Genomic DNA, 17,902 nt, shown 5'->3' on the forward strand with positions numbered 1-17,902 from the left:
CGTCCAGGCGTAACCGTGGATCTGCGTGCCGCTACCGACTGGAGAAGCACGCTCCATGGGCAAGCTGTCAAAACGCTTTGCCTTGAAGGAGTGATACCTGGCAAAGTGGCATGCTAGTGTTCTCGTGTGACGGTCACCCAGGCAGACGCCGAACCCGCGCACAGGGCAGCCGTGCACAGGCAATGTGCAATGTGCGCGCCAGTCTCTCCGGTTTCCTATGAGTCGCTCTTTTGGGCTACGTGGCCTCGGGGAACCTGCTATGCCGTCGGACTGGAATCCGCCGCCGGAGACGCTCGCTCGCCTCGCCCACGCGTGGCCAGCCAGCAGAGGATGGAGCCTGCGCATACCATCGCCGCTCCCTTCCAGAACGCGAAGGAAAGCGGCGTATGCAGCAGCGCGGCGGCCAGGGCGGCCGAGAACACCGGGATGAAGTACGAGGCGCCGGCCAGCACCGTCACGTTGCCATGCAGGATGCCGATGTTCCAGGCGGCATAGCCGAAGCCCATCGCGCAGGCCGCCAGTACCAGGTGGATCATGCCGTTGGCGCTGAAACTCATCGGCGCGCCGCCCGTGAACAGGTACTTCGCCCACAGCGCCGATGCGGTCAGGATGAAGAACAGCGTGACGCCGTTCTTGCCCTGGGCGATGCGCGCCGTCACCGTGCAGTAGCCTGCCCAGATCACGGCGCCGGCAAACGCCAGGCCGTAGCTCAGGGGGTTGTCGCGCACATTGCTCGTCATGCTCGCCAGGTCCAGCCCCTGGTCGCCGCCCAGCACCGAGGTGATGCCCAGGATGGCGATCAGGAAACCGGGCACGATCAGCCAGTTGGCCCGTTGCCGGTTGAACAGGATGGCTGCCAGCATCGTGAAGCTGGGCCACAGATAGTTGACCATGCCGACCTCGATGGCTTGCCTGCCGGTGTTGGCGTAGCCGATCGACAGCGACAGGCACAGTTCGTACGAGACGAACATCAAGCTGCCCCAGAGGCGATAGGAGCGCGGCAGCGTGTCCAGCCGCACCGGACCCACCGAGAGCCAGAGCAGCACGGAAGCGACGGTGTAGATCAGGGCCGCGCCGCCCGTGGCGCCGAAGCTCTCGCTGACGCCGCGGATCAGGCCGACGATCGAACTCCAGAGGAGCACCGCGACAAGCCCGATCAGCGTTGCCTGTTTTCTTTGCATGACTGCCATGAGGATGAAGCCGTTGATAGAAGCTGGAAGGCCATACTTTACCTGGAGGCTCTCGGCCGGCGCGCCTTCGCTCAGGATGGGTTTGATCCGTTGGATAAGCAGACCCTGGCCGGCAGCGGGCGGGGCTTGCCGCGCTTCGTTCCTGGCCTCGCACGTCTTCTCGGCAGATTTGGCGATGCAGCGAATCCAGCAATCAGGAAGGATACTAGTCCACTGAATCCCTGAAATCGGCCGGTACCTGCCATGGCATGCGGGCTCATCGTGTCGTTGCAAAGGCTCGCCATCGCCGTGCGATGGCTGCGCTTTGCGCCTGGCGCTGATTCCCGCATACCATGTCCTTCCCCTCCCATTTCCATGGCGGCCGCGGCGAGAGAACGGCGGGGCAGTTCGAGGCCCTCTTCCGCGGATTCAATGGCGAGGTCCGTCATTGGCAGGTGGCGAATCGCTTGATCAAGGAGGATGGTCCGGGCGGGTGGCGCCGGTCTTGCCGCTAGCCCTGGCCGGGCGGGGCGGCGGCGGAAGCCAGTGCCGCCAGCGACTTCAGGATGACCGCCGTGACCCCCCAGATGTCATACCGCTGATCCGCCCAGTACCAGGAGCCGGCGCGTTCTCCATCGAGGTACTGCCTGGGCAGCGTCGGATCCAGCAGCGTGGCGAACGGAAGCTCGAAAATCTCCTCGACTTCGGCAGGGGCCGCTTCCCAGCCGGCCGTAGCCGGCACGATGCCGATGACGGGAAAGATGGCGTGATGGCGCTTTCTTGTCTTGTGGATCGGCAGGCAGCCGACCAGCCGCACAGCGCCGGGTGCCAGGCGGATCTCCTCGAAGGCTTCGCGCAGGGCCGTGGCGCCGACATCGTCGTCGCAGTCCGCCGGGCGTCCGCCGGGGAAACTCACGTGCGAGGAGTATTCGCTCAGATTCGACGAGCGCTTGGTCAGCAGGATCGTCGGCTCGTCCCGCGCCACGATCGCCACCAGGACGGCGGAGAATTTCCACTGCCCATCGTTGTCCGCAAGGTATCGCCGCGCGGCGGGCCAATCCAGCGAGGCAGGGATCCGCAGGCCTTCCACGCCGCGCACGATCGTTTCCAGGGCGGCCTGCCGCGGCCCGGCATCCGGGCGCATGGTGGCGGGTACGCCGTTGGTTTCCAAGACACTTCTGTCGATTCCCACGTCTTCCTCCTGCGAGCCTGGACCTGCAGGCTCAGAGTGACCTTGTGCCGGAACGCTCTCGAACCGGCGAGCATCGATCACGGACTTCGGTCTGCGCGAGGGATGCGCAAGCGTGATCGAGATACCTGCTCGCGGACCACCCCAAGGTCTTGATCGTGGTGGAACGCAGATCGCAGCGAGCCGAAGTTCGGCAGCGCAAGATTGCACAAAACTGCGCGATCTGCGGGAAAAGAAGGCCCGTCCCCGAGAGGACGGCATGCGGAGAATCGCACTTGCGGACTACGGTTCCGATGCTGGAGGGATTCTAGCAACGCTCCGGATTTCCTGCTGGCGAGGGCAGGAAACCGCTGCGCCGGCTTCCGTGACCCGCATCAACCCTGCATGCAATGCAGCGCTGGCCGTTCGCTGACGCAGGCGTGAGCCGGTTACAAGAGCTTCGAGCGCAAGGAGGGCGGCGACAAGGATGAGAACGACGACAAGGACGACAAGGACGATAGCGATGGCGCCGGCTTCAGAGGTCTTCAGGATCCCCTGTAACAACACTGACACACAGCGTCACTACCCTACGCGCTGATTCCAATCCCCGCGCTATCCCCCCATTGCCGCCGTTCCAGGCGGGCATGGCGGGTCGTGCGCCCTTTGCCCCGGGTATGCCTGGAAACGTCGCCTCCGGCGCTCCACGGCCGACACTGCGATTGTGCATCGCCATGTTCAGCGCCTGCGTTTCCTCTTCTGCCATGTCAGCACCGCCGCCCGAGACCGGGCCGGTGGCGATCGGCAGCGCGTCGCCGTCGGACCTGCAGCGCTCGTACGAGATTGCCCCCCAGTCCTTGCTGTCCGCGCTGGAACAGTATGGCGCGGCCAGCGGTGTGTCGTTGATCTATGACAGTGCCCTGGCGGCGGGACGGACCTCGCCGGGCGTCCATGGCGTGATGACCGCGCGAGCGGCGCTGCAGTCGCTGCTGGAAGGCAGCGGGCTTGCGCCACGCTACACTGGATCCGACACGCTGGTGCTGTTGCCGGTGCGGCCCGAAGCGGTGGCCGAGGCCGGCGCCACGGGGGCGGAGGCGGCATTGTCCCAGCGTCGTTACTACGGGCTTGTGCAGAGCCGGGTGCGCGATGCCTTCTGCGCGCAGCCGACCCTCGCGGAGGGCCGCTACCGCGTCGCCCTGCGCTTGTGGGTCGATGTATCCGGCACGATCGGGCGCGTCAGCCTGCTGGATTCGACCGGCGACAAGGCGCTGGACGGACTGGTGGAGCAGGCGCTGCGCGGCGCGCCGGTGGGCGAGCCGCTGCCTGCCGGGCTGGCACAGCCGTTCACGCTGGTGGTGATGCCGCGGGCGTCCGGCCAGAACTGGGGATGTCCGTTGCCTGCCGCGCCGGCATCCTCGCCCGCGGGCCGTCGGCACCATGGTTGATGGCGCCCGCACCTTGCTGCGCGACTACCTGGTCGAGCGCTACGGTCATTTGAAGCGCCTGCTGTCGCGGCGCCTGGGTTCCTCGGACCTGGCCGGCGACGCGCTGCAGGACACCTGGCTGCGGCTGGAGAACAGCGAGAACATCGAGGCGGTGCGCAATCCGGGCGCCTACCTGTACCGGATGGCTTTCCATTCCGCCATCGACAGGCAGCGTGCCGAGGAGCGCCGCCTCAGCGTCGGCGAGGTCGAGCTGATGCTCGACCTGGCGAGTCCCGAGCCCGGTCCGGCCGAGGTGGCGGAGGCGAACTCGGAGCTCGATGCACTGATCCGGGCGCTGGAGCAGATGCCCCAGCGCCGTCGCGATATCCTGCTGGCCGTGCGCCTGGACGGCATGCCGCAGCGCGAGGTGGCGGAGCGCTTCGGCATTTCCCTGCGGCTGGTGGAACTGGAGTTGAAGCGGGCACAGGAACATTGCGCGGAGCAACTCGGCAGATAGCCCCTGCCTGCGGCGAAAATTTCTTCCGATGGCTTGCGGTTCCGGGCGGCGGGAATCGTCATGGTGATAAGGCCGCCGCAATGGCGACCGGCCAGGCCCGGAGATGGCGGAACAGCGAATACTTGGATCGATGAAGGCAGCACCCGACACCTCGACGAATCAGGCGACACCCCGGCAGCCCACACCCCAGGCGCTGCGGCGTGACGCCCATGCCTGGGTGCGCCGTCTCGCGTCCGGCGAGGCCACCGTGGCGGATGCCCAGGCGCTCAAGCACTGGTGCGAGACCAGCGAGGCACATGCCACGGCGTTTGCCGAGGCGCGCCGGCTGTGGCGGGAACTGGGCCCGGCCGGCGAGGCCGTGCGCCGCCGGCAAGCCGGCGCCGCGCGCCGTGCGCCCAGGATCGGCCGCCGAGCCTTCCTCGGCGGCGCCATTGCCACCGCGGCCGGCGCCGCGGTGGCCGTGGTGGCGCCGGCCGGGCTGCTGAGCGCCTTCCCGTCCCTGGCCGCCGACCTCCATACCGCCACCGGCGAGCAGCGGCAGGTGGCCCTGGCTCCCGGCGTGACCGTCGACCTCAACACACGCACCAGCGTGGCGCTGAGGCGGGCTGCCGGTGTCCTGCAGGGCGTGGACCTGCTGGGCGGCGAAATCGCCGTCGACAACACCCGCGGCGCCGCGCAGCCCTTCGTGGTGGCCGCGGGCGAGGGGCGGGCCATCGCCACGCGGGCAAGCTTCGAGGTGCGCGACCTGGGGCAGCACGTCTGCGTGACCTGCGTGTCCGGCAGGGTACGCGTCGAACTCGGCAGCCGCGGCCTGGGGCTGGTGGCGGGACAGCAGGTGACCTACGACAAGCGCGTCCTCGGGGCCCCCGTCCAGGCCGATGCGAACATCGCCTCGGCCTGGCGCAGCGGCGTGCTGGTCTTCCGCGGCACGCCGCTGGCGGAGGTGGTGGACGAGATCAACCGCTACCGCGCGGGCCACGTGGTGGTGGTCGACGGCAAGCTGTCGCGCAGCCGCTTGAACGGACGTTTCCGCATCAACCAGCTGGAGGCGGTGTTCGCACAGATCCAGGAAGTCCTGGGTGCGAGCGTGACCCGGTTGCCCGGCGGCATCGTGCTGCTGGGCTGAGGCGGAGCTCGGCAGCGCGGGAACCGTCTTCCGTTTGGTTCTCGCGTTGCGGGTTTTGCACATGGGCGGCGTCATAGAGGAAGAGGCCGCCGGCACATGTGCCGACGTTGCGGCCGCCGTCCGATTGCCAAGGCGAACCCCACATGCAACCGAGCCAGATCGTCCCGTCCCATTCCTCCAGGCCCGCGCTTGCGCGCCGACACCAACGCACTGAACGTGCCATGCGTGCCATGCGTGCATGGCAATGCAAGCCCCTGGTGCAGGCCGCCCTGTTGACCTTCGTGGCAAGCACGGCCCATGCGGCGGCTCCGGCCTTCAGCAGCGCGTGGTTCGCCGCCAAAGGCGCGGCGCAGAGCGCGGCACAGCAGACCGGGCGCCTGCCCAACGGCATGCCGGTGTCGGCGCTGGCGAGCCCCTCGGCGCAGCAGCAGCAGGCCAGCGCCGAGCTGCAGCGCTCGCTGGCCAACCTGGGCACGGCCGCGCAGGGCATCGCGGCGATGCAGGCCGCGCAGGCCAGCGCGCGCGCGGCCGCGGCGGCGGCCAACGCCACGGTGCCGGACGGGCTGGCCGAGGGCGGGCTGAAGATCGACACCAACAGCCTCACGCAGGGCTGGGTCAACGCCAACGCGCCGGCGCAGACGGTGGCCGACGGCAAGACCACGGTGGCGATCCAGCAGACCGCGGACCGCGCGGTGCTGAACTGGGAGACCTTCAACGTGGGGCGCAGCACCACGGTGGATTTCAAGCAGCAGGCGGACTGGGCGGTGCTGAACCGGGTCAACGACCCGCAGGCGCGGCCGAGCCAGATCCAGGGGCAGATCCGTGGCGACGGCACGGTGATGATCGTCAACCGCAACGGGGTGATCTTCAGCGGCACCAGCCAGGTGGACACGCGCAACCTGGTGGCGGCGGCGGCGCGCATCAGCGACGGGCAGTTCAGCAGCAACGGCATCTACGGGCTGAACGGCACCACGCCGAGCTTCACCGACGCGCTGGGCAAGGTGGAGGTGCAGGCCGGGGCGCGCATCGCCACGCGCGCGCCGGCCACGGTGACGCAGGGCGGGGGCTATGTGCTGCTGCTGGGCGGGGAGGTCGGCAACGCGGGCACGATCGCCACGCCGCGCGGGCAGGCGGTGCTGGCCGCGGGCGACAGCTTCGTGATCCGGCGCGGGGTGGGCACCGACGGCAACACCACGTCGACCACGCGCGGCAACGAGATCTCGCCGCAGTTCGTGGCCAGCGGTGGCACGGGAAGCGCTGGCAAGGTGGCCAACAGCGGGCTGATCCTGGCCCCGGAGGGTGACGTGACGCTGGCCGGGCGCGACGTGCAGCAGCTCGGGGTGGCGGTGGCGACCACCACGGTCAACACGCGCGGCACGGTGCACCTGCTGAACTCGGCGGCGGACACGCAGGGGCGGGTGACGCTGGGGCCGGGGGCGGTGACGGCGGTGCTGATCGACGACGACGGCAAGACCACGGCGCTGGACAGCCAGCGCGACGCGCTGATGCAGGACTCGGCGGCGCAGGACCTGCTGCGCGCGGGGGCGGCGTCGGGGCTGTTCGACAACCTGTCGAAGCTGTCGGACCGGCGCGACCAGTCGCGCGTGGAGATCGTCAGCGGGGGCGACGTGCTGTTCCAGGGCGACTCGCTGACGCTGGCCACGGGCGGGCAGATCGCGGTGAGCGCGGCGGGGCGCAGCTTCGTGGCGAACCGGGCGCAGCTGGATGTGTCGGGGGCGGTGGGCGTGGCGCTGGCGATGGACACCAACAACGTCAAGGTCAACGTGCAGGGCAACGAGCAGCGCGACGCGCCGGGCAACCGCGACAGCGGGAACCTGCTCAATGCGAACGTGTGGATCGACCGGCGCCGGCTGGTGTACGTGCCGGCGGGCGTGGGCGGCTACGCGACCGAGCGCTGGTACACGGGGGGCGGGCTGCTGGAGGTGGGCGGCTACCTGGGCAACCAGGGGCACCGCATCGGCGAGTGGGCGGCACAGGGCGGCACGGTGACGCTGGGCGGCAAGGAGGTGGTGACGCAGGCGGGCTCGTCGATCAACCTGTCGGGCGGCAGCCTGGACGTGCAGACGGGGTACCTGAAGCAGACCTGGTTCAAGGCGGCGGACGGGACGCTGACCAAGGCCGACAACGCGCTGGCGGGGGTGTTGTACACGGGGGTCTACACGGGCTTCGACGACGAGCACCCGCGCTGGGGCAAGACGGCGATGCAGTCGTACGCGAGCCCGCTGATCGCGCCGCAGCAGGTGCTGCAGAACGGCTACACGGTGGGGCGCGACGCGGGGCGGCTGCAGGTGAGCGCGCCGACGGCGGTGCTGGAAGGCGAGGTGGTGGCGCGGGTGTTCAACGGGGCGCAGCAGACGCAGGCGCGCGCGGCGGGCCTCGCCGACGGCTACAAGCAGGGGCAGTACGCGGTGGCGCAGGCGGGCGGGCTGGCGCTGGGGCAGTACACGGGGCCGGGGCGCACCGGGGTGTTCACCAGCGAGGTGAAGATCGGCACCGAGGTGGGGGTGACGCCGGGCATGGGTGCGGCGGATGCGCTCGACCCGCAGCGGCAGAACACGGTGTGGCTGGACGCGGGGATGCTGAACGGCTTCCGGCTGGGCGTGCTGGACCTGGCCAGCGGCGGGCGCATCGTGGTGAGCCAGCCGCTGGTGCTGGCCGACGGCGGCCAGCTGAGCCTGGTGGCGCCCAAGGTCGACATCGATGCCAACCTGACGGCGCACGGCGGCACGGTGAACGTGTCGAACCTCTTCCAGCAGGCCGGATCGAAGTTCCCGGTCGCGCTGACGGCGGCCGACGGCTCCTCCGCGCTGACCTTGGCGCCGGGGGCAACGATCGATGCGCGCGGGGTGTGGGTCAACGCCCGCACCGATCCGGATGCGCTCACGGGCCTCGCCTATCTCAATGGTGGCAACGTCACCTTCGATTCGTCGGGCGACCTCATGCTGGGCGAAGGCAGCGTGATCGACGTGTCGTCCGGTGGCGCGGTCCTGGCCAGTGGCAAGACCGTGGGCGGCAAGGGCGGCAACGTCACCCTGGTCGCCGGGGACTCGATCAACCAGAGCGGCGACGGCACGCTGGCGATCAAGGGCGAGATCCGCGCCTACGGCGTCAACGGCGGCGGCACGCTGACCATCTCATCGCCGGACAGTGTGCTGATCGGCGACAACGCGATGCTGAGCGGCGGTGTGCTGGCCGCCGGCACGCCGGCTTCGACGCCGGTGAGGCTGAGCCAGCCGCTGACGATCCGGGCGGGGCAACCCCTGCCATTCACGCTGACGGAAACGTTCAGCACGCTCAAGCTGGATGTCCCTGCCCCCACCGTCATCTCCCTGGTGAACTGGCCCACTGTGCCGACCGCCGCGGACTGGGTCCTGCCGGACGGAGTGGACCTGTCTTCCAAGGGGGTCGATGGCCTGCTGGTCTACTACAACCCCGGCGACGTGATGCCGGCCGGGACGCTCATCGCCAACGGCCCCGACCACCTCCCGGCCGGGACCGTGATCCCCTCGAGCGTCTTCCCGAATGGCATTGCCATCAACCCCTACCATCTCGTCTATGGCGCGGGTTCGGTGCAGACCCGGGACATGACCTACCAGGCCGGTACCGTGATCCCGGTCGGCGTGGCCCTGGGCCAGACCGTGTCGGTGGTGCCGCTGCCCTCGCTCGGTGGCGCCTTCTTCCGTGCCGGCTTCTCCAGCTACGATATCAACGGCGGCCGGGGCGTGCTGATGACGGATGGCACCGCCATCGCACCGGCCATGCCCGTGTACCGCTTCACGTCCGACAGCGTCAAGGCACGCGCGGGCAGCGATCCGTCCGCGGCGATGTCCTTGTGGCTGCCGCCGCTGTTCGCGGAACAACCGCAGAGCGCGACACTGAGCCAGCGCGCGGGCGCCAGCCTGGTGCTGCGCTCGCTGGCCAAGTCCGCCAGCGGCGACCCCTCGGGCGGCGCCATCGTGATCGGCAGTAATGCCAGCATCGCCGTCGATGCGGGGCAGAGCATCCGGCTCGATGCCTTCGGCCAGGTGACGGTCGATGGCAGCCTGACGGCGCGCGGCGGCAGCATCAGCCTGGTCAATGAAACGGATGGCAGCACGGACCTGGCGCGCAACTTCGATGCGGCCGGGGGCAACCGCGGCGTGTCGGTGTGGATCGGCCCGCAAGGCCGGCTCGATGTCTCGGGCCAGGCCTACACGGCGGTGGATGCCCAGGGCCGCCGCTATGGCACGGTCACCGATGGCGGCACCATCAAGGTGAGCGGCGGCACCGCCTTTGTGGTGATCCGCCCTGGCGCCGAACTGAACGCGGATGGCAGCGCCGCGGCCGTCGATGCGTCGACCGTTGCGGGCCAGGCCGGTGCGGGCGCGATCACGCTGGCGGGCAACGGCGGCAACATCGCGCTGTCCTCGATGAGCGGCCTGGACCTGGGTGGGAACCTGCATGCCGCGGCGGGCGCAAAGGGGGCCGCCGGCGGGGAACTGTCCGTTGCGCTGGTCACGCCCGCCTTCCCCGATCCGCTGGCGCAGATCCCGTTCAGCGTGCTGGTGCCCAGCGTGATGACGGTGACGCAGGCGCGTCCGGCCGCGGCGGCCTTGTCCGGGCCGGGTGCCCCGGTGGCCGCGCTGCCGTTCGGGCAGGCGGCGGTGAGCGCGGACATGGTCAAGCAGGGCGGCTTCAGTGCCCTGTCCCTGTCCTCCGGCGACTACCTCGTCTTCTCCGGCGATGTCTCCCTCTCCCTGGACAAGAGTCTCAAGCTCAATGCCGGAGCGTTCACCTCCGGGCCGCGGGTTCCGGGCACCGATCCGGCGCTGACGCCAGGCAGCGGCGCCGTCCGCCTGGCGGCGCCCTACGTCATGCTCAGCGGTACGCCGGTGGTCGTGCGCGACGGCAGCCGCAGCGGCACCATCTATAACCCGGGGGCTGCTCCGTCGCCGACCACGGCGACCCTGGAGGTGGACGCGAACCAGATCGACGTCCAGGGCCTGGTGGTCTTCTCGGCCCGCAACAGCTACTTCGATCCCGCGCAGGATACCTATCTCAACTCGCCGGCGCCCGGCTTCCGCGTGGCGAAGCTGGTCAGCCAGGGCGACATCCGTTTCCTGCCCACCGCCGTCCAGAATGGCACGATGCTGGCATCGTCATGGGACCTGGACCTGGAAGCGGCGCAGGTCTATCCGGCCACCAATGCGGTCGCCAGCGTGATCGCCGGCCAGAACAACAACGGCTATGCCGGCACGCTGAGGATCGGCCGCACCACGGCCACGGTGCCGGACGCGCCGCTGTCGGTCTTCGGCCATCTCAGCCTGGTTGCCCCCGTCATCGAACAGGGAGGGATCGTCCGGGCTCCGTTCGGGGGTATCACGATCGGAGGGAATGCGTACTCGATCCTCGCGCAGACAGTCGACCTGCTGCCCGGCAGCGTGACGTCGGTATCGATGGCCGGCTTGACGATGCCCTACGGCGGGACGATCGATGGCGTCACATACAACTACAACGGCAACGCGGTCCAGGCTTTGAACCTGTCCGGGCATAGCGCAATCGGCGTCCAGTCCGGCGTACAGCTGCAAGGCCAGACCGTGAACGTCCGCGACGGCGCGCTCATCGACCTGTCCGGCGGCGGCACGCTGACCGGCGCGGGCTTCGTCTCCGGGCGGGGCGGCTCGGTCGACATCCTCGGCACGCCGCTGGTCAATGCCAACCCGGCCAACCGCTTCAGCAAGGCGGGCGACAAGGTCTATGCCATCCTGCCCGGCTATGCCTCCGGCTACGCGCCGGTGGCGCCGGAGAACGGCGCCGGCGACCCGGCCATCGGCCAGCAGATCACCGTGGGCGCGGGCGTGCCGGGCCTGCCGGCGGGCACCTATACGCTGCTGCCGTCCAACTATGCGCTGCTGCCCGGCGCCTACCGCGTCGAACTCGGCGCCACCGGCGCCAAGGTGGCGGGCGGCGTGACGGCCGTCGGCGGCGGCACCTATCTCACTTCCGGCGTCATGGGGATCGCGAACACCGGCATCCGCAGCCAGCTTCCCACCACCGTGCTGGTGACCCCGGGCACGGCAGTGCGCTCGTATTCCCACTACAACGAACAGGGCTACGCCGACTTCCTGACGGCGCAGGCCGCGCTCTCCGGCGGCCTGCGTCCGCTGCTGCCCATCGATGGCAAGGTGCTGGACGTGCAGTTCAATGCGGCCGGCGACATGACGATGCCGTCGCCCACGCCGGCGCCGTCCGCGCTGAACTTCGGCGGAACGGTGCTGTTTTCCCCAGCGCAAGGCGGCATCAGCGGCCAGGTGTCGCTGCGCAATATCGGCGAGGTGTTCAACGAGGTCCCGACAGCGGGCTTTCCCGGCGTCTCGGTGAGTGCCGGCAGCATCAATGCCATCGGCGCGCCGCGCCTGACCGTCAACGCCTTCGTGGCACAGGCCAACGGCACGCTGCAGTTCGCCGCCAACAATGGCGCGGATCTCTTCGTCCGCGATGGCGTGACCCTCCAGGCGGGCGAGATGTTCCTGGTGGGCGGGAATATCGTGGTGGGCCGTGGCGTCACGCTGTCGACGATCGGCCGGGGCGCGGTGCCGTTCGACTCCGCTTCGACGGGATTGAACTACCTGGCGGACCCGGTGACGGTGCTCGCCCTGTCGAACGGGAACGTGAACCTGCTCAGTTCCGCCAACAGCAACGGCTCGATCACGGTCGGCGCCGGTTCGTCGCTGTACGCGGAGGGCACCCTGGCCTTTGCCACCAACGGGCAGTCGAGCCTCGATCCGAGCGCCCATTTCGGCGCGCGCAACATCTCGCTGGCCGTGGGCACGCTCAATGTGGGCGCCGCCAGCGCCGTCACGGCGGCGGGCGCGAGCGGAGGCCTGCTGATCGACCAGGCGCTGTTCAACACACTGCTGCACGGCGACCCGGACCATGGCGCGCCCGCGCTGCAGCGCTTCACCCTGAGCGCGGCCAATGCCATCAACACCTTCGGCAGCACCGGGCTGGATGCCACCGGTTCCGGCGTCGACCTGCAACTGGCGACGCCCGCGCTCTACGGCTATGGCAACGCCGGCGACCGCGCGACCTTCGCCGCGGACAGGATCGTCTGGAGCGTGGTGCCGGGCACCTCGCCGCCGGCCGTGGGCGCGGGCGGCCCGGGCACCGGCCTGGGCACGCTGGACCTGGTGGCCAGGGAGATCGACCTGGGCCAGTTTATGTCGCTGGACAACGCCAAGGTCAGCCGCACGGTCTATGGCTTCGGCAACGTCAACCTGAAGGCCGGCGAGAAGATCGTGTCGGCCGGCAACGGTTCGCTCTTCGTCTACCAGGCACCGAGCACGGACGCCGGCGCCGTGTTCGGCCAGAGCGGCAGCGGCGGCAACCTGACGCTGGCGACGCCGCTGCTGACCGGCATGCAGAAGTCGATCATGGCCTATACGGCGGGCGGGGCGCTGAACGTGGTGGCGCCGCCGGGCCAGGCGCCGAGCCAGGCGGTCTCGACCGTGGCGGGCGCGGAGATCGACCTGGGCGGCGACAGCGTCGCCATCGGCAGCACCATCCTGCTGCCGAGCGGCAAGCTGGTGGTGAACGCTACCCACGATATCGCGCTGGACGCGGGCAGCCGCATCGACCTGAGCGGCCAGCCATCGACCATCCAGCGGGCCACGGTCTATGGCTTCGGCGGCACGGCCAGTTTCCACAGCGCGCAGGGCGGCGTGGTGCAGGCCGGCGGCTCGCTGATCGACGTCTCGGCCACCCATGCCAACGCCGGCGAGATCACGATCGATGCCGGCAACGGGCAGGTCGCGCTCAACGGGACGCTGAACGGCGGCGCGACCGATGGCCAGGCCAGCGGCGACTTCAGTGCGCGGGCGGGGACGTTCGCCGACTTTGCCGGCCTCAATGCCGCGCTGACCCGGGGCGGCTTCTTCGATGCGCGCAGCTTCACCGCCAGGCAGGGCGACCTGGTGGTGGGCGACGGCGTGAAGGCGCGCCAGGTGTCGATCGCGACGGACGGCGGGCAGTTGACCGTGAACGGCACTATCGACGCATCGGGGGCGGCCCCCGGCACGATCCGGCTGTCGGCGGCCAAGGGGCTGACGCTGGCAGCGGGCGCGGTGCTCGATGCGCACGGCACGGTGCTGCAGGTGGACAGCTACGGCCAGCCGATCGAGGCGAAGAACCGCGGCCATGTCGAGCTCACCGCGGCCGGCGGCACCCTGTCGCTGCAGCCGGGCGCCGCCATCGACCTGTCGACGCCGGATGGCGCGGCCCATGGCGATATCGTGCTGAATGCCCGGCGCACCGGTGAGACGTCAGGTGATATCGCCATCAACGCGAGCGGCCCGCTCGCCATCAAGGGCGCGAACAGCCTCGCGCTCAATGCCTTCTGGACCTATGACCTGCCCGGCGGCAGCGCCATTTCGCAGGCCACGCTCGACGGTTACGATGCCGCCAGCACGGACTTCATCCACGCCGCGCTCGGCAATGCCGCGCTCGCTTCGCGCATGGCGGGCCTGTCGGCCCTGGGCGCCGCCTTCCACCTGCGGCCGGGCGTCGAGATCGCCTCCAGCGGCGATCTTTCCACCTCGGGCGATATCGACCTGGCCAGGTATCGCTACGGAGCGGGCGCCGATCGCGACCCGGCATCGGCGACCTACGGCGCCGGCGAACCGATGGCCCTGGTGGTCCGCGCCGGCGGCAACCTGACCATCGGCGGCAGCCTCTCGGATGGATTCCAGGCCGGCGCATCCGTCGCGCCCACCTTTGCCGCCATCCTGCCGTCTGCCCTGTCCACCGATAAGGTTCACTTCGGCGCGCAGGGCCAGTTGCTGTGGCGCCTGGTACCCGGCAATATCGTGGCGGTGACCGAGCCTGGGGGATGGACCGTGCCCACGCTGGCCACCGGCGCAGCCCTGCCTATGCCTTTCCGGCCGCAGGCCGTCGACGGCACCACCTATGCTTCGGGAACCGTCATCCCGTATGGCACGCAATTGAAGCGCCTCAATATCGCGGTCGGCCTGGAGAACACGGTCACGGGCCTGTCGCTGCAGACGGATCCGGGCAGCCCCGCCGCAGCCGCGACCTCGGCGCGCGCGAGCATGCTGGCGCCCGGTTCGCTGTCGGCGTCGCTGCGCCTGGTCGCGGGCGCGGATATCGCCGCGGCCGACCAGCGCGCGCTGCAGGCGACGCAGGCGCTCGGCGGCGGCGGCAACCTCACGCTCAACGACCCGGCCTACAACGCCGACTTGGCGGGAACCTTCTTCAGCGTGCTGCGCACGGGCACCGGCAGCCTCGACCTGCTGGCCGGCGGCAGCTTCAGCGAAGCCACGCCTTACGGCGTCTACACCGCCGGCACGCAGTCGGCGCCGCTGAGGACGGCCGACGGCCGCAACCCTTACGATCTTGCCGCGAGCGTCAGCGGCGGCGCGTCCCAGGCGTGGTACCCCGAGCACGGCGGCGACCTGCTGCTGACGGCGCAACAGGACGTGACCGGCAATATCCAGATCGCGGACAATACGCTGCGCTTCGTCGACAGCAACCTGACCAGCAACTGGCTGTGGCGCCAGGGCGGCGGAGGGATCAGCCCTGATCCGGCCGCGTGGTGGATCAACTTCGGCGCCATGGCAAAGACCAATCCCAACGGTTCCGCCTTGGGGCTGATCGGCTTCCAGGGCATCGGGACCCTGGGCGGCGGCAACCTGACGATGATCGCCGGACGCCATGCCGGGGTGACGGCGAACGGCGCCCCTTACAGTTCGACCGGTCTCGATCTCGCCGTCGCCTCCAGCGGCCGGGTCATGGCGGATGGCACCCTGCTGCAGACCGGCGGCGGCGACCTGACCGTCAAGGTCGGCGGCGTCCTCAATGGCCGCCAGGCCCAGGGTTCCAACGGCTATGCCTCGGACTATTTCGGCTCGGTGACCGCGCTGCGGGGCGACATCGCCATCGATGCCGGGGCGGTGGGCGTGATCGAGCAGAACACGAGCGGGTCGTACTGGACGTCGTACGATCCCCGCGTACTGGATGGCGCGACGCTCAAGCGCTCGATGCAGACCCCCGGTCCGACGGTCGTGCCGGGTGACGGCACCGTGACGGTGTCCACGCGCGGCGACCTGGTGCTGGGCGGCGCCGGCGATGCCGGGATGACGGCGCTCGCGGACAGCGCTGGCATGCTCTACACGGTGCCCGGCGCAAGCGGTGCTCCGGCCACGATCGTCAAGGGCGCCAACGCGCAGTTCACCTTGTGGCGGCCTGCGACGGCGATCCGCCTGCTTGCCGCGGGCGGCGACGTCGCGCCCTTGAACGGCGCCGTGGCGGGCAGCAGCGGGCAGAACGGCAAGGGCTTCTATCCCGGCAGCCTGTCCGTTGCCGCGCCCAATGGTGACATCCGGCTGCGCGAGGTGGACTCCGCGGGTGCCCTGCCAGGCGTCATCGAGCTGATTCCGTCGCCTATCGGCCAGCTGGAACTGCTCGCGGCAGGGTCGATCTATGGCTCGGGTTCTGTCGTGGCCATGTCGGGCGCCGACATGGCCAGCCTGGCGACCCCCGCGCGGCCGCTGTTCCAGACCACCTCGGGCGCGGGCGGCCTCAGCAATGCGGCCGTCGATGGCGCGGTGCGCGTGAACGCCTCCAACCCGATCGCCTTCGGCGAAGACAACCCCACGAGCAACCTGCATGCCCAGGATCCGCGCCCGGCCCTGGTCTATGCGGGCATCGATATCGATGACCTGCAGATCGGACAGGCGCCGGTACGGAGCCGGTCGCCCTCGAGCAATTTCACGCCGACGCACCGTACGTGGTATGTCGCGGCCAAGCCGTTCGAGGTGCTCGCGGGCCGGGACATCGTGGGGACGGGCCCGGTGCCGAGCGTGTTCCTCAACGTGGGGGCGAACGACATCACCGTGATGCAGGCCGGCCGCGACATCTTCTATCAGTCGGTCAATGTGGTCGGCCCCGGCCTGCTGCAGGTCCAGGCCGGGCGCAACCTGTACCAGGGCTACTACGGCGCGCTGACCAGCGTGGGCGACGTGGTCAACGTGTCGAACAAGTCGGGCGGGGCCGGCATCACGGTGCTGGCCGGGGTCGGCGCGAACGGCCCCGACTACACGGGCTTCGCCAGGCTCTACTTCGATGCGGCGAACCAGCTGAACGCCGGCACGCCGCTGGCGGGCAGCGGCAAGGTGGCGCATGCCTACGACGGGGAGCTGCTGGCCTGGCTGCGGCAGCGCTTCGGCTACCAGGGCACGGCGGCTGATGCGCTGGCGTATTTCCTGGCGTTGCCCAAGGCGCAGCAGGGCGTCTTCGCGCGGCAGGTCTACTTCCAGGAGCTGCTGCTGGGCGGACGCGAGTACAACGACCCGGCGAGCACGCGCTACGGCAGCTACCTGCGCGGGCGCGAGGCCATCGCGACGCTGTTCCCGGCCATGGATGCGCGCGGCAAGGCGATCGCCTACCGGGGCGACATCACCATGTTCAGCAGCATCACGGGCTCCACCACTGTCAACGGGCAGACGGTGCCAGTCATCACCGACGCCGGCATCCACACCAACTTCGGCGGCGACATCCAACTGCTCAACCCGGGTGGCCAGACGCTGGTCGGCGTGGAGGGCGTGCCGGCGGGAGCCGGCGCCGGCCTGATCACGCAAGGCTCGGGCGACATCGCCCTGTATTCGAAGGGCAGCATCCTGCTGGGCCTGTCGCGCGTCATGACCACCTTCGGCGGCAGCATCCAGGGCTGGTCGTCGGATGGCGACATCAACGCCGGCCGGGGCTCCAAGACCACGGTGGTGTACACCCCGCCCAAGCGGGTCTACGACGCGCTGGGCAATGTCACGGTGTCGCCGAACGTGCCGTCCTCGGGCGCGGGCATCGCCACGCTGAGCCCGATCCCGGAGGTGCCGCCGGGCGACGTGGACCTGGTGGCGCCGCTGGGCACCATCGACGCGGGCGAGGCGGGCATCCGGGTCTCGGGCAACGTGAACTTTGCCGCGCTGCAGGTGGTGAACGCGGCCAATGTGCAGGTGCAGGGCAAGTCGACCGGCCTGCCGGTGGTGGCCAGCGTCAACGTGGGGGCGCTGAGCAATGCCAGCGCGGTGGCCTCGCAGGCGGCGGCCGCGGCGCAGGATGCGATGACGCGCGAGCGCGCCGCGCAGCGTCAGGGCCTGCCATCGATCTTCACTGTGCGCATGCTGGGCGGCGACGCGCAGCCGTCCGGCACCGGCGAGCCGGCGGCAGCGCAGCCCACGCGCCAGGACCGCGCCAGCTATGACCCCGCCAGTGCTTTCCAGATGATCGGCAACGGGGAGCTGAGCGAGCGCCAGAAGATGCAGTTGACGTCGGTGGAGCGGAAGAACCTGTCGCGCTGAGCGGCGCGGCGCGACACCCTTGCGCTTGCCGGAGCGGTCGTGCGTGCGGCCGCTCCGGCTGGCGCGCGCCCTGCCGCCGCGCGCGATCGTCCATCGACCTGTGGTGCGGGGAGGGGCACGGGGCGCG

The 17,902-nt window shown here is 69.9% G+C and carries 6 protein-coding genes; 4 read left to right on the forward strand and 2 right to left on the reverse strand.

The window, feature by feature from the left end; translation table 11 throughout:
• Positions 1–257 precede the first annotated feature (257 nt).
• Complete coding sequence (gene yddG, locus BKK79_RS29165) at positions 258–1,190, reverse strand: aromatic amino acid DMT transporter YddG (protein WP_071039549.1); 933 nt, start codon at positions 1,188–1,190, stop codon at positions 258–260.
• 490 nt (positions 1,191–1,680) lie between these two features.
• Positions 1,681–2,442: an NUDIX hydrolase gene (locus BKK79_RS29170; RefSeq protein WP_232346346.1), complete on the reverse strand. Its 762-nt coding sequence runs from the start codon at positions 2,440–2,442 to the stop codon at positions 1,681–1,683.
• A gap of 656 nt (positions 2,443–3,098) precedes the next feature.
• On the opposite strand from BKK79_RS29170, the gene BKK79_RS29175 reads away from it, so the two are divergent.
• The 4 genes from BKK79_RS29175 to BKK79_RS29190 all read left to right on the forward strand — a co-directional run bounded on the left by BKK79_RS29175 (position 3,099) and on the right by BKK79_RS29190 (position 17,775).
• Positions 3,099–3,779 carry a secretin and TonB N-terminal domain-containing protein gene (locus BKK79_RS29175; RefSeq protein WP_198173337.1) on the forward strand — a complete coding sequence of 227 codons (681 nt, stop codon included), beginning with the start codon at positions 3,099–3,101 and terminating at the stop codon, positions 3,777–3,779.
• Entirely contained in the window at positions 3,772–4,275 is a 504-nt protein-coding gene (locus tag BKK79_RS29180) for an RNA polymerase sigma factor (protein WP_071021610.1), read from the forward strand. Before BKK79_RS29175 ends, BKK79_RS29180 begins: the two co-directional genes overlap by 8 nt.
• 130 nt (positions 4,276–4,405) lie before the next feature.
• Positions 4,406–5,401 carry a FecR family protein gene (locus BKK79_RS29185; RefSeq protein ID WP_071039550.1) on the forward strand — a complete coding sequence of 332 codons (996 nt, stop codon included), beginning with the start codon at positions 4,406–4,408 and terminating at the stop codon, positions 5,399–5,401.
• A gap of 221 nt (positions 5,402–5,622) precedes the next feature.
• Positions 5,623–17,775, forward strand: coding sequence for a filamentous haemagglutinin family protein (locus BKK79_RS29190; RefSeq protein WP_071039551.1), 12,153 nt, complete (start codon positions 5,623–5,625; stop codon positions 17,773–17,775).
• Positions 17,776–17,902: the final 127 nt, after the last annotated feature.

Origin of the sequence: Cupriavidus sp. USMAA2-4, assembly GCF_001854305.1 — a bacterium.
Taxonomy (GTDB): Bacteria; Pseudomonadota; Gammaproteobacteria; order Burkholderiales; family Burkholderiaceae; genus Cupriavidus; species Cupriavidus malaysiensis.

Excerpts from the sequence above, each read along its gene's own strand:
- BKK79_RS29175 (WP_198173337.1), top strand. The coding sequence starts at position 3,099 with ATGTCAGCACCGCCGCCCGAGACCGGGCCGGTGGCGATCGGCAGCGCG.
- BKK79_RS29180 (WP_071021610.1), top strand. The coding sequence starts at position 3,772 with ATGGTTGATGGCGCCCGCACCTTGCTGCGCGACTACCTGGTCGAGCGC.
- yddG (WP_071039549.1), bottom strand. The coding sequence starts at position 1,190 with ATGGCAGTCATGCAAAGAAAACAGGCAACGCTGATCGGGCTTGTCGCG.
- BKK79_RS29185 (WP_071039550.1), top strand. The coding sequence starts at position 4,406 with ATGAAGGCAGCACCCGACACCTCGACGAATCAGGCGACACCCCGGCAG.
- BKK79_RS29190 (WP_071039551.1), top strand. The coding sequence starts at position 5,623 with ATGCGTGCCATGCGTGCATGGCAATGCAAGCCCCTGGTGCAGGCCGCC.